13 protein-coding genes are annotated in these 12,328 nt (G+C 67.7%); 10 read left to right on the forward strand and 3 right to left on the reverse strand.

The window, feature by feature from the left end:
• Positions 1-13: 13 nt before the first annotated feature.
• Positions 14-1,006, reverse strand: coding sequence for an L-threonylcarbamoyladenylate synthase (locus WC493_RS18625; RefSeq protein ID WP_373067208.1), 993 nt, complete (start codon positions 1,004-1,006; stop codon positions 14-16).
• A 109-nt stretch (positions 1,007-1,115) separates the two neighbouring features.
• Between WC493_RS18625 and WC493_RS18630 the strand changes: the two genes are divergently transcribed.
• From WC493_RS18630 to WC493_RS18660, 7 genes are all read left to right on the forward strand, one after another.
• Positions 1,116-2,909, forward strand: a complete 1,794-nt coding sequence (locus WC493_RS18630; RefSeq protein ID WP_373067211.1) for an acyl-CoA dehydrogenase — start codon at positions 1,116-1,118, stop codon at positions 2,907-2,909.
• A gap of 164 nt (positions 2,910-3,073) precedes the next feature.
• Entirely contained in the window at positions 3,074-3,682 is a 609-nt protein-coding gene (locus WC493_RS18635) for a hypothetical protein (RefSeq protein ID WP_373067213.1), read from the forward strand.
• A 105-nt stretch (positions 3,683-3,787) separates the two neighbouring features.
• A complete protein-coding gene (locus tag WC493_RS18640) occupies positions 3,788-4,819 on the forward strand; it encodes an MBL fold metallo-hydrolase (protein WP_373067215.1) in 1,032 nt (343 codons plus the stop codon).
• 58 nt (positions 4,820-4,877) lie between these two features.
• Positions 4,878-5,318 carry a MarR family winged helix-turn-helix transcriptional regulator gene (locus tag WC493_RS18645; protein WP_373067218.1) on the forward strand — a complete coding sequence of 147 codons (441 nt, stop codon included), beginning with the start codon at positions 4,878-4,880 and terminating at the stop codon, positions 5,316-5,318.
• Positions 5,315-6,088, forward strand: coding sequence for an enoyl-CoA hydratase (locus tag WC493_RS18650; RefSeq protein ID WP_373067220.1), 774 nt, complete (start codon positions 5,315-5,317; stop codon positions 6,086-6,088). Before WC493_RS18645 ends, WC493_RS18650 begins: the two co-directional genes overlap by 4 nt.
• Positions 6,089-6,349: 261 nt before the next feature.
• Complete coding sequence (locus WC493_RS18655; protein ID WP_373067223.1) at positions 6,350-7,168, forward strand: SDR family oxidoreductase; 819 nt, start codon at positions 6,350-6,352, stop codon at positions 7,166-7,168.
• 132 nt (positions 7,169-7,300) lie between these two features.
• Complete coding sequence (locus tag WC493_RS18660) at positions 7,301-8,236, forward strand: histone deacetylase family protein (RefSeq protein WP_373067225.1); 936 nt, start codon at positions 7,301-7,303, stop codon at positions 8,234-8,236.
• A 40-nt stretch (positions 8,237-8,276) separates the two neighbouring features.
• Here WC493_RS18660 and WC493_RS18665 read toward each other — a convergent pair whose 3' ends face one another.
• Together WC493_RS18665 and WC493_RS18670 are read right to left on the reverse strand one after the other, a co-directional pair.
• On the reverse strand, positions 8,277-8,780 hold the full coding sequence (locus WC493_RS18665; RefSeq protein WP_373067228.1) for a copper chaperone PCu(A)C: 504 nt from the start codon (positions 8,778-8,780) through the stop codon (positions 8,277-8,279).
• 60 nt (positions 8,781-8,840) lie between these two features.
• Entirely contained in the window at positions 8,841-9,230 is a 390-nt protein-coding gene (locus WC493_RS18670) for a hypothetical protein (protein WP_373067230.1), read from the reverse strand.
• Positions 9,231-9,407: 177 nt separating this feature from the next.
• Between WC493_RS18670 and WC493_RS18675 the strand changes: the two genes are divergently transcribed.
• From WC493_RS18675 to dxs, 3 genes are all read left to right on the forward strand, one after another.
• On the forward strand, positions 9,408-9,665 hold the full coding sequence (locus WC493_RS18675; RefSeq protein ID WP_373067233.1) for an exodeoxyribonuclease VII small subunit: 258 nt from the start codon (positions 9,408-9,410) through the stop codon (positions 9,663-9,665).
• A 7-nt stretch (positions 9,666-9,672) separates the two neighbouring features.
• Positions 9,673-10,572 (forward strand): polyprenyl synthetase family protein, encoded by a 900-nt coding sequence (locus WC493_RS18680; protein ID WP_373067235.1) that lies wholly within the window; start codon positions 9,673-9,675, stop codon positions 10,570-10,572.
• A 31-nt stretch (positions 10,573-10,603) separates the two neighbouring features.
• A partial coding sequence (gene dxs / locus WC493_RS18685; protein WP_373067238.1) for a 1-deoxy-D-xylulose-5-phosphate synthase occupies positions 10,604-12,328 on the forward strand: 1,725 nt, incomplete at its 3' end.

A 12,328-nucleotide genomic window follows, 5' to 3' on the forward strand; every position in this document is an offset into this window, starting at 1 on the left:
GGCAGGGACATGGTCAAGCTCCCTGTGGCCGCGGGGCGGCAGCGCGGGCCAGGCGGTCGCGGATCGCTTCGCCGAGGCCTTCGCCGGGGATCGGCATCACGGCGATCCCGGCGGCGCCGCTGGCGTCCAGCCGCCGCAGCATGGAAAAGAGGTTCGCCGCCGCCTCGGCGAGGTCGCCGGCAGGTGAGAGATCGAGCCGCGCGACGCCGCCCGGCGGTGCCCCGGATCCGAAGGTGAGCAGGGCTTCGTCCGGCCCCACCGTGGAGGCGTCGAGCCGCACCGGCAGGTGCGGCGCATAGTGGGAGAGCAGACGCCCCGGGCTCTGCGGTGCGTCCTGATCGGCGCCGGCTTCGGCCAGGGGGCCGGTCACCGCTTCGATCGCGGCGCGCGGCAGGCCGCCGGGGCGCAGCATGACGGGGCGGCCGTCGAACAGGCCGACGATGGTGGATTCGACCCCGACCGGCGACGGCCCGCCGTCGATCACCAGGGCGACCTGATCGGGTGTGAAACAATCGGCGACATCCTGCGCCGTGGTCGGGCTGAGCCGGCCGGAGGGATTGGCGCTGGGCGCCGCCAGGGGGCCGGCGGCCTCGATCACGGCGCGGGCGACCGGATGGGCCGGGCAGCGCAGTGCCACGGTGTCGAGCCCGGCGGAGGCGAGCAGGGAGACCGGGCAATCCTTCTTTCGCGGCAGCACCAGGGTGAGGGGACCCGGCCAGAAGCGGGCGATCAGGGCATCGGCCAGCGGCGGGATCTCGGCCAGTGTCGCGGCGCTCGCCCGATCCGCGACATGGATGATCAGCGGATTGAAGCTGGGCCGGCCCTTGGCCGCGAAGATGCGCGCCACCGCCCGATCGGACGTAGCACCTCCTGCGAGGCCGTAAACGGTCTCGGTCGGCAGCCCGACGAGCTGGCCCGCCATCAACGCGGCCGCAGCCATGGCGATGGTATCCGGGCCCGGAGCAACGACGGGCACGGTCGTCTGCGGCGTCATTTCGTCAACCATGCGTTTTTCGGACTTAGCATAATGCGGCGGGCGTTGTAAGACCGCAGGCCGATTGTCCTCTCGTGCATTGTTCCCGCGTGAACGTCGCCGCCATCCGGAGAACCCCTTCATGACCGTCTATTCCGCCCCGACCCGCGAACTCATGTTCACCTTGGAGACCATCGGCCGCCTGCAGGATATCTCGGGCTTCGAACTCTACGAACATGCGACGCCGGAGACGGTGGCGCAGGTGGTCGAAGAGGCCGGCCGGCTGGCGCGCGACGTGATCGCCCCGACCAATCCGATCGGCGACAAGGTCGGCGCCCAATACGAGAACGGCCGCGTCACCCTGCCGCCGGAGTTCGAGACCGCGTGGAAGGCCTATACCGAAGGCGGCTGGCCTGGCGTGCCCTTCGAGTTCGATTACGGCGGTCAGAGCCTGCCCTGGACCGTGACCGTGGCGGTTTCGGAAATCTGGTCGTCGTCCAACATGGCCTTCGGCCTGATCATGCTGCTGAACCAGGGCGCCACCGAGGCGATCCACGCCCATGGCACCGAGGAACAGAAGGCGACCTATCTCGAAAAGATGATCGCCGGCGAATGGACCGGCACCATGAACCTGACCGAGCCCCAGGCCGGTTCGGACCTCGGCGAGATCAAGTCGAGGGCGACCCCGGCCGGTGACGGCACCTGGCGCATCAAGGGCCAGAAGATCTTCATCACCTTCGGCGAGCACGAGCTCTCGAAGAACATCATCCACCTGGTGCTGGCCAAGACGCCGGGCGCGCCCGCCGGCTCCAAGGGCATTTCCTGCTTCATCGTGCCGAAGTTCCTGATCAACGCGGACGGCTCGCTGGGCAAGCGGAACGATGTCCGCTGCGTCTCGATCGAGCACAAGATCGGCATCCACGGCTCGCCCACCTGCGTCATGGCCTTCGGCGACAACGACGATTGCGTCGGCTACATGATCGGCAAGGAGAACCGCGGCCTGCACGCGATGTTCACCATGATGAACAACGCCCGCCTCTCGGTCGGCGTGCAGGGCCTCGGCCTTTCCGAACGTGCCTATCAGCAGGCGCTTGCCTTCGCCCAGGAGCGGCGCCAGAGCCGCGCCCTCGGTGCCAGCGTGCCGAGCGCCATCATCGAGCATCCGGACGTGCGCCGTATGCTCTTCACCATGCGCTCGACGATCGACGCCATGCGGGCGCTGGCCTGCCGGAACGCGCTGGCGATCGACCTCTCCAAGGTTGCCGCGACCGAGGAGGAGCGGGCGGCCGAACGCGCCCTGGCCGACCTGCTGACCCCGATCACCAAGTCCTGGTCGACCGACAAGGGCATGGAGCTGACCTCGCTCAACATCCAGATCCACGGCGGCATGGGCTTCATCGAGGAGACAGGGGCGGCCCAGCATTGGCGCGATTCCCGCATCGCCCCGATCTATGAAGGCACCAACGGCATCCAGGCGATCGACCTCGTCACCCGCAAGGTGCCGCTCAATGGCGGCGAGACCGTGCGCAGCCTGATCGCCGAGATCGAGTCGGTGGTGCCGGCGCTGGAAAAGACCCCGGGCGAAGACTTCAAGGTGATCGCCCGCCATCTTTCGACCGCGGCGACCGCCTTCTCGGACGCGACCGAATGGGTGCTCGCCAATGTCGTGACCCAGCCGAACGACGTGCTGGCGACCGCTTCCGTCTATCTCGACATGGCCGGCCAGGTGGTGGGCGGCTGGCTGCTCGCCCGCCTGGCCCTGGCTGCCGCCGAGAAGCTGAAGGAAGACGGCGTCGACAAGAAGTTCATGAAGGCCCGCATCGCCTCGGCCCGCTATTTCGCCGAACAGCGCCTGCCCGTCGCCGCCGCCCAGCTCGGCCCGGTGACCGCCGGCCATTCGCTGCTCGCCGACCTGCCGGCCCTGCTGATCGCGTGACATCGACCCGTCGCGCCAGTCACCTGATCGACTGGCGCGACGGACTGAAATTCTCTCTTTGATTGTTTTTATTGAAGAAATGTCCCCATGAGTTGATTTGCCGCGTTGCGAGCTGAACGCAGGGTGGTATCGTGCCCCTGGCATTTCGACGCTTTGGGGGGCGAATGATTTTCTTCGGGGATTGGCGCAAGGTCGCCGCATGTGTTTCGCTCCTCCTCGTCTGCTCTTGCGCGGGGGCGAAACCGACCTCTCAGATCACCAGAAATCTGGTAACTTATAAGATTGCGGGAACCGCTTACGAGCGAGTTGCGGATGCTGTTACCAAGGGACTTCAAGGGTCTAACGCCGATGCGGTCCGGGTGGACCGGTCGCTGTTGCCTGCCAACTTGCCGGACGCACCAGGAAGGCTCGAACTGAAGAATCCGATCGGTGGCAATCTTGGAACCTTGCTGGCGGGTCAGGGGCAGCGTTTGCAGATACCTGCTTGCGACAATGCGCCCTACATCGCTACCGGCTCAGATCAGAGCTTCGCGAGGTACGGCGAGTCGACCGGCTACTATGTTTGCCTCTGGGCTTACAAGGACGGGGTCAGTCTCGACATCTTTACGGCCTTCGAGATTCGCAAGGGGGGTGTGGAAAACATCGGCCAGGATTTGGCTCGGGCTGTGCTCGGAGACAGCAGCCAGTTCATTCAGAAGTCCATTGACAATATGTTGAACGAGGTCCGCGCCACAGGTGCGGCCGTGACCAAGGTCGCCGAACAGCGGGCCTGACGTCGCGTCGCGGCCCCTGTCCGGGCGTAAGTTGACGCGCACGTCAAGCACTCTACACTCGCTCCCCGAAACGAATTCGAATGAAGTTTTCGGGGAGCGAGCGCCGTGTCCGGTCTGATTTTTCCCTTCGCCGAGACGCCCGCCCCGGGCGAGACGGTCGAAGTCGCACAGGGCGTGCATTGGGCGCGTTTTCCGCTGCCCTTCAGCCTCGATCACATCAATGTCTGGCTGCTCGAGGACGGCGAGGGCTTCGCGGTCGTCGACACGGGTCTGCGCGGCGAGGCCACGGAGGTGCTGTGGCACCGGCTGTTCGCCGGCGTGATGGGCGGGCGGCCGGTCACCCGCGTGCTGGTCACCCATCTCCATCCCGACCATGTCGGCCAGGCCGGCTTCCTGGTACGGCGCTTTTCGGCCGAGCTCTGGATGACGCGGGAGGAATTCCTGCTCGCCCGCCTGCTCTGCCTCGACGTCCGGCCGGAACCGCCGGCCGAGGCGGTCGATTTCTACCATCGTGCCGGCTTCTCGCCGGAGATGCTGGAAACCTTCAAGCGGCGCGGCTTCGGCAATTTCTCCCTCGGCGTCACCGAAATGCCGCTCGGCCATCGCCGGCTCTGTGACGGCGATCGTCTCTCGATCGGCGGGCGCCATTGGGAAGTCGTGGTCGGGCGCGGCCATTCGCCGGAACATGCCAGCCTGTGGTGCCCGGCGGAACATCTGCTGATCTCGGGCGACCAGGTGCTGCCGCGCATTTCCTCCAACGTCTCGGTCGGGGTCACCGATCCCGAGGGCGACCCGCTGACCGAATGGCTCGACTCCCTCGAGGCGATCGAGAACCGCGTGCCGGACGACGTGCTGGTGCTGCCCTCGCACAACGAGCCGTTCCGCGGGCTGCACCACCGCCTGCACCGTCTCGCCGTCGGCCACCAGCGCCGCCTCGATGCCATCATGGAAGCGCTGGACGGGCCCAAGCACGCGATCGACCTGATGGGGCCGATGTTCCGCCGCAAGCTCGAAGGTACCGACCTCATGCTGGCGGTGGGCGAGGGCATCGCCCATCTGCACTGCCTGCGCACCCGCGGCCAGATCCTGCGGGAGACGGCGGCGGACGGCGTCCATTTCTGGCGCCGCGCGGCATAAAGCTTCACATGTGAAATTAATGCTTCACAGGTGAAGGAATTCCGCCTAGGGTGCCCGCATGACCGCCGAGAAGCCGCGCCTGCTCTATCTGCTGAACCGCGCCCGCCACGCCCTGTTCAAGGCGGCGGACCAGGTCCTGCTGGAGCGGCTCGACATCACGGGGGCCCAGCTCGGCGCGCTCTTCGTGCTCGCCGAGACGCCGGATTGTACCCTGGGCGATCTCGCCGACCGGCTGGATCTCAATGCTTCCGCCGTGACCGGCCTGGCCGACCGGCTGGAACGCGCCGGGTTCATCGCGAGGCGGGTGAGCGAGCACGACCGGCGCGTCACCCTGCTCGCCCTGACCGGGGCCGGCAAGGCCCGGGCCAAGGCGGCCAAACCCCTGCTGGCCGAATTGAACGGCCGGCTCGTCGAAGGCTTCACCGCGGAAGAGGTGGCGCTGGTTGCCCGCTTCCTCGATACCGCCACGCAACGCTTTGCCAGGAGTGCGCGCGAATGACCGACCAGATCCTGACCGAAACCCGGGATGGCATCACTACCATCACCATGAACCGGGCGGACAAGAAGAACGCCCTGACGCTGGCCATGTACGACGGCATCGTCGACGCCCTGAAGACGGCCGAAGCCGATCCGACCGTGCGCGTCGTGGTGATCACCGGGGCGGGCTCAGCCTTCACTTCGGGCAACGACCTGATCGATTTCATGCAGAATCCGCCGGATCTCGCCGGCGACTCCCCGGTCTCGCGCTTCCTCGCCGCGATCACGACCTTTCCCAAGGTGCTGATCGCCGCGGTCAACGGCATTGCGGTCGGCGTCGGCATGACCATGCTGCTGCATTGCGACTTGGTCTATGCCGCCGACACGGCGAAGCTGTCGATGCCCTTCACGGCCCTCGGCCTGGTGCCCGAGGCGGCGTCGAGCCTGATCGTCCCGGCCATGATCGGTCATCGCAAGGCGGCCGAGCTCTTCCTCTTCGGCGACCAGATCGAGGCGGCGCGGGCAGCCGAACTCGGCTTCGTCAACGAAGTGGTGCCGGCGGATGCGCTGATGGCCCATGTCGAGGCCAAGGCGAAGCGCCTGACCGCACTCGCCCCCTCCGCGCTGCGCCTCACCAAGCAGCTCATGAAGTCCTCCAGCCGCGAAGTAGCGGAGCGCATGAAGGAAGAGGGCGCCATCTTCGGCGCCCAGCTCCGCAGTCCCGAAGTGGCCGAGGCGATCGGCGCCTTTCTGGCCAAGCGCAAGCCCGACTTCTCGCAATTCGCGGCCTGACGATCCGGCGCTGCTTCCCCTCTCATTCTCATTTGTCATGCCCGGGCTCGTCCCGGGCAGCCACGTCGAGACGAGTCACAGTCGTCGACGTGAGGGGCGGCTTGCGGGCGTAGATGGCCGGGACAAGCCCGGCCATGACGGTGGAAAAGGGGCGCAGGGGTCGTGACGCGCCGGGCGTCCCCAGGCCACTGCGACGAAACCGAAGCTTGACGGCGGCAGACTTCGGCGTCATGTCCGGGGCCAAGAACAAGGGGAGGAACCATGAGCAACCTGAAGGGCAAGACACTGTTCATCACCGGCGCCTCGCGCGGCATCGGTCTCGCCATCGCCAAGCGGGCGGCGCGGGACGGGGCCAATATCGCGATCGCCGCCAAGACGGACGAGCCCCATCCCAAGCTCGAGGGCACGATCCACACCGCGGCGGACGAGATCCGCGCGGCCGGCGGCCAGGCGCTGCCCCTCGTGGTCGACGTCCGCGAGGAGGAACAGGTGGCGGCGGCGATCGCCAAGACGGTCGATACCTTCGGCGGCATCGACGTCCTGGTGAACAACGCCAGTGCGATCCAGCTCACCGGCACGCTCTCGACCGACATGCGGCGCTACGACCTGATGCATCAGATCAATACGCGCGGCACTTTCCTCTGTTCCAAGCTGGCGGTTCCGCACCTCAAGAAGGCGGTCAATCCCCACGTCCTGAACCTGTCGCCACCGCTCAACATGGAGGCGCGCTGGTTCGCCCCCCATGTCGCCTACACGATGGCCAAGTTCGGCATGTCCATGTGCGTGCTCGGCATGGCGGAAGAATTCGCCGACGACGGTATCGCCTTCAACGCGCTGTGGCCCCGCACGGCGATCGCCACGGCGGCTGTCAACATGCTGGGCGGCGACGCCATGATGCGCGCCAGCCGCAAGCCCGAGATCATGGCCGACGCCGCCTATCAGATCGTGACCCGGCCGAGCCGGTCCTTCACCGGCAATTTCTGCATCGACGACGCCGTGCTGGCCGAGGCGGGCGTGACCGACTTTTCCGTTTATGCCGTCGATCCCACGGCCCAGCTCGCGCCCGACTTCTTCATTTGATGCCGGGTGGTGCGAGAAAGCCCCTGTCCAGCCTTAAGTCGCACTTGTGACGGGGGCATTCCGGTACGACATTGGGAATAACGGTGGTCGCACAGATGGCCACCGGGGAAACGCCGTCCGGAAGCATCGCTCATGTCGACCATCCTGTTTTCCCATCCTTCCTGCTTGGCCCATGACACGGGTTGGGGGCATCCGGAATGTGCGGACCGGCTGCGGGCCGTGCTGCGCGCCCTGGAGGCGGAGGACTTCCACTACCTCGAACGGGCCGAGGCACCGCCGGCGACGCGCGAGCAGCTGATCCGCGTGCACGCGCCCGATTACGTCGACTGGGTGCTGTCCAAGGTTCCGTCGGTCGGCCACAACCGCTTCCATCTCGACTCGGACACGGTGATTTCCGCCGGTTCGGGCGAGGCGGCCCTCCATGCCGCGGGCGCCGTGATCGCCGCGGTGGACACCGTGCTGACCGGGGGCGCCTATTCGGCCTTCTGCGCCGTCCGCCCGCCCGGCCACCATGCCGAGCCGGACCACGCCATGGGCTTCTGCCTGTTCAACAATGTCGCCGTCGGCGCCCAGCACGCCCGCGCCGCCCATGGCCTGAAGCGGGTCGCGGTGGTCGATTTCGACGTCCATCACGGCAACGGCACCCAGAGCGCGTTCCAGGACGACCCCGATCTCTTCTACGCCTCGACCCATCAGGCGCCGCTCTATCCCGGCACCGGCAATGCGGGCGAGACCGGCGTGGCCGACAATATCGTGAATGCACCGCTGCCGCCGGGGGCGGACGGTCCCGCCTTCCGCCAATGCTTTTCCGAGCACATTTTCCCGGCGCTCGAAGCCTTCAAGCCGGAGCTTCTGCTGATCTCCGCGGGCTTCGACGGCCACGCCCTCGACCCGCTCGCCAACATGCGCCTGACCGAGCAGGATTATCGCTGGGTCACCGCGGAATTGGCCCGGATCGCGCGCAAACACTGCCGCGCCGGCATCGTTTCGACCCTCGAAGGCGGCTACGACCTGTTCGCCCTGTCGTCCTCGGTCGCGGCCCATGTCGCGACCCTGATGGTCAACTGAGGGAAGTCCCCGCCGGCTTGAACCGGCGGGGATCCCCGGGTCACTGCGCGGTGCCGTGGCCCTGGTGCTCGATCGTGGTCTGGCCCATCGGGCCGACCACGAATTTCACCTCGACATCGCCGGCCTTTTCGAAGTGCAGCGTGGCCAGGAAGGACTCGCCTTCCTTCAGCGGCTGCTTCAGGCCGATGAACATGATGTGGTAGCTGCCGGGCTTCAGCTCGACCGCGCCCTTGGCCGGGATGTCCAGGCCGTTGGTCAGTTCCTGCATGCTGGCGGTGCCGTCGGCCGCCATGCTCATCTCGTGGATCTGGACCTTGTCGGCGACGGTGCTGGCGATCGAGACCAGGCGGTCGGCGCCACCGTCGTTCTCGATCTTCAGGAAGCCGCCGGCGACCTTGGCACCGGCCGGCGTGGCGCGCGACCACGGATGGACGATCTCGATGTCGCCCACCTTGTATTCATGGGCCTGGGCGGTGCTGGCGCCGGCGAGGGTGGCGACGGCGAGCACGGCGGCCCGCGCCAGGGAAGCGAAGGAAATGGACATGATGTGACCTGCCTGTTGGCCGTGAAGGGCGGCCGGATTCCGAAACGGGGTTCTGTCGGGTCAGGCGGTCGCGGGCGGCGCCCGGGCGAGGGAGGGCGACCAGGTCGACATGGGGCCGGCGGCCGGGGCGGCGATCGGCTGGCCGGCGGCGACCGGGCGCACCGGCAAGGGACGGAGCAGGGCGGCGACGCTCGGCATGGGGCCGCCGAACATGGGGCAGCCGGCTTGGCAGCAATCGCCCTGCCGATGGTCGCCCACAGGGGCCTTGGCCCTGCCGTCCGCCGACACCGGCTGGAGGGCGCAGAGCGAGGCGGTGAGGAGGTCGAGTTGTCGCAGGGCGGCGGCCCTGGCCCCCGGCGGCGCCAGCGCCAGGGGCTGCAGGAAGAATACGGCGGCCGCCAGAAGTGCGGCGAGCCTCCGTCCCCAACCCGATTGTTGCCCCTGAGTCATGGCGTGTTCCTCGTCCTCGTCCTTGCTAGCACTTGCCGTGCGGCAGGGGAAGCGGCGCCCCAGGACGGGCCCGGTCAGGACGGGCGCGATCCGGCTTGTTTTGCCCGGCCAAGGCGTTTAGGACATGAGGGCGGCCTGCTGCGCCGCGCAACGGACGTCCGTCGACCGAGGTTCCGAATGCCTGCCGAACCCGCCCCTCTGCCTCCTGATATCGCCGGCCTCAGTTTCGAGGCGGCGCTGAAGGAGCTGGAGGCGATCGTGCGCCAGCTCGAGGACGGGCGCGTCGACCTCGAGGCGTCGATCGAGACCTATGGCCGCGGTGCCCTCTTGAAGCGCCATTGCGAAGCCAAACTGGCCCAAGCCAAGGCACGGGTCGAGGCGATCGTGGCCGGCCCGGACGGCGAGATCGCGACGAAGGCCTTCGATGCCGGCTGATGGCACCATGACGACGAACGACCTTGCCACGGCCATGAAGCTGGCCGCCGACGATATCGAGCGCACCCTGGAGCGCCTGCTGCCGCCGCCCGTCGGGCCGGAGGCGCGGCTCGCCGAGGCGATGCGCTACGCGACCCTCGGCGGGGGCAAGCGGCTGCGGCCGTTCCTGACGCTCGAAACGGCCGGCATTTTCGACGTGAAGCGGGGCTGCGCGCTGCGCGCCGCCGCCGCGGTCGAATGCGTGCATTGCTACAGCCTCGTCCACGACGACCTGCCGGCCATGGACGACGACGACCTCCGCCGCGGCAAGCCCACGGTGCACAAGGCCTTCGACGAGGCGACCGCGGTCCTGGCGGGCGATGCCCTGTTGACCTATGCCTTCGAAATCCTCTCGGGTAGCGAGACGCACGACGATCCGCGCGTGCGCCTCGAACTCGTGGCCATCCTCGCCCAGGCGTCCGGCCCCCACGGCATGGTGGGCGGTCAGATGGCCGATCTGGCGGCTGAGGCGGCGGGGGAGGACTACGACCTCGGCCAGGTCACCCGTATGCAGAAGATGAAGACCGGCGCCCTGATCCAGGCCGCGGCCGAGGCCGGCGCCGTGCTCGGCCGGGCCAGCCCGGAGGCGCGCGCGGCCCTTCGTGCCTATGCCCATGACGTCGGCCTGGCGTTCCAGATCGCCGACGACCTCCTGGACGTCGAAGGCCGGATCGAGGAGACGGGCAAGGCGGTGGCAAAGGATGCCGACCGCGGCAAGGCCACCTTCGTCTCGATCGTGGGCGTCGAGCGTGCCCGCGCCCAGTCCGCACGGCTGATCGACCAGGCGATCGGCCATCTCGCCCTGTTCGGCGAGCGGGCTTCGGGTCTGGCCGCCCTGGCGCGCTTCGTGATCGAGCGAAAATCCTGATTTCGGCTTCGAGGATATGACAACGGTGACCATCAGCCCGCCGCTCACCCCCCTCCTGGACAAGGTCGCCGGGCCGGAGGATCTGCGTCTTCTCGAAGAATCCGATCTGCCGCAGCTCGCCGCCGAACTCCGGGCCGAGACGATCGATGCCGTTTCCATCACCGGCGGTCACCTCGGCGCCGGGCTCGGCGTGGTCGAGCTCACGGTGGCGCTCCACTATGTCTTCGACACGCCGAACGACCGGCTGATCTTCGACGTCGGCCACCAGGCCTATCCGCACAAGATCCTGACCCATCGGCGCGACCGCATCCGCACGCTGCGCCAGGGCGGCGGCCTGTCCGGCTTCACCAAGCGGGCGGAGAGCGAATACGATCCCTTCGGTGCCGCCCATTCCTCGACCTCGATCTCGGCCGGTCTCGGCATGGCGGTGGCACGCGACCTCAAGGGCGGCCACAACAATGTGATCGCCGTGATCGGCGACGGCGCCATGTCGGCCGGCATGGCCTATGAGGCGATGAACAACGCAGGCTCGATGGAGAGCCGGCTGATCGTCATCCTGAACGACAACGACATGTCGATCGCTCCGCCCGTGGGAGCCATGAGTGCCTATCTGGCCCGGCTCATGTCGTCGCGGAGCTACGTCAACTTCCGCCAGGCGGCGAAGCAGATGATGCAGCGCTTCCCCGCGAGCTTCGAGCGCACGGCGAAACGGGCCGAGGAATATGCCCGCGGCATGGCATCGGGCGGCGGTACCCTGTTCGAGGAACTGGGCTTCTATTACGTCGGCCCGATCGACGGCCATAATTTCGAGCATCTGCTGCCCGTGCTGCGCAATGTGCGCGACACGGAGAAGGGCCCGATCCTGGTTCATGTGATGACCCAGAAGGGCAAGGGCTATCCCCCGGCCGAGGCCGCGGCGGACAAATATCACGGCGTCGCCCGTTTCGACGTGGCGACCGGCGCCCAGGTGAAGGCGAAGCCCAACGCCCCGCAATATACCCGCGTCTTCTCGGACACGCTGATCAAGCTGGCCGAGAAGGACGACCGGATCGTGGCGATCACCGGCGCCATGCCTTCCGGCACCGGGCTCGACCGTTTCGGCGAGCGGTTCCCCAAGCGCTGCTTCGACGTCGGCATCGCGGAGCAGCATGCGGTGACCTTCGCCGCCGGCATGGCCACCGAGGGGCTGAAGCCGGTCTGCGCCCTCTATTCGACCTTTCTGCAGCGCGGCTACGACCAGGTCGTGCACGACGTGGCGATCCAGAAGCTGCCGGTCCGCTTCGCCATCGACCGCGCTGGCCTGGTGGGGGCCGACGGTGCCACCCACGCCGGCTCCTTCGACCTCGCCTATCTCGGCTGCCTGCCCCATTTCGTGCTGATGGCGCCGTCGGACGAGGCGGAACTGGCGCGCATGATCGCCACCGCGATGACGATCGACGACGCGCCTTCCGCCTTCCGTTTCCCCCGGGGCGAGGGGGTCGGCGTCGAAATCCCGGCAGAGCCAGAAGTGCTCGAAATCGGCAAGGGCCGCATCGTCCGCGAGGGCGGCCGGGTCGCCATCCTCTCCCTCGGTACGCGCCTCGCCGAAGCCCTCAAGGCGGCCGACGACCTCGCCGCCCGCGGCCTCTCGGTCACCGTGGCCGACGCCCGCTTCGCCAAGCCGATCGACGAAGCCCTGGTCGACCGCCTGGCGCGCGAACACGAAGTGCTGATCACCATCGAAGAAGGCTCGATCGGCGGCTTCGGCTCCTTCGTC

Source organism: Zavarzinia sp. (assembly GCF_041650655.1).
Classification (GTDB): Bacteria; Pseudomonadota; Alphaproteobacteria; order Zavarziniales; family Zavarziniaceae; genus Zavarzinia.

Excerpts from the sequence above, each read along its gene's own strand:
- WC493_RS18625 (WP_373067208.1), bottom strand. The coding sequence starts at position 1,006 with ATGGTTGACGAAATGACGCCGCAGACGACCGTGCCCGTCGTTGCTCCG.
- WC493_RS18630 (WP_373067211.1), top strand. The coding sequence starts at position 1,116 with ATGACCGTCTATTCCGCCCCGACCCGCGAACTCATGTTCACCTTGGAG.
- WC493_RS18635 (WP_373067213.1), top strand. The coding sequence starts at position 3,074 with ATGATTTTCTTCGGGGATTGGCGCAAGGTCGCCGCATGTGTTTCGCTC.
- WC493_RS18645 (WP_373067218.1), top strand. The coding sequence starts at position 4,878 with ATGACCGCCGAGAAGCCGCGCCTGCTCTATCTGCTGAACCGCGCCCGC.
- WC493_RS18650 (WP_373067220.1), top strand. The coding sequence starts at position 5,315 with ATGACCGACCAGATCCTGACCGAAACCCGGGATGGCATCACTACCATC.
- WC493_RS18655 (WP_373067223.1), top strand. The coding sequence starts at position 6,350 with ATGAGCAACCTGAAGGGCAAGACACTGTTCATCACCGGCGCCTCGCGC.
- WC493_RS18660 (WP_373067225.1), top strand. The coding sequence starts at position 7,301 with ATGTCGACCATCCTGTTTTCCCATCCTTCCTGCTTGGCCCATGACACG.
- WC493_RS18665 (WP_373067228.1), bottom strand. The coding sequence starts at position 8,780 with ATGTCCATTTCCTTCGCTTCCCTGGCGCGGGCCGCCGTGCTCGCCGTC.
- WC493_RS18670 (WP_373067230.1), bottom strand. The coding sequence starts at position 9,230 with ATGACTCAGGGGCAACAATCGGGTTGGGGACGGAGGCTCGCCGCACTT.
- WC493_RS18675 (WP_373067233.1), top strand. The coding sequence starts at position 9,408 with ATGCCTGCCGAACCCGCCCCTCTGCCTCCTGATATCGCCGGCCTCAGT.
- WC493_RS18680 (WP_373067235.1), top strand. The coding sequence starts at position 9,673 with ATGACGACGAACGACCTTGCCACGGCCATGAAGCTGGCCGCCGACGAT.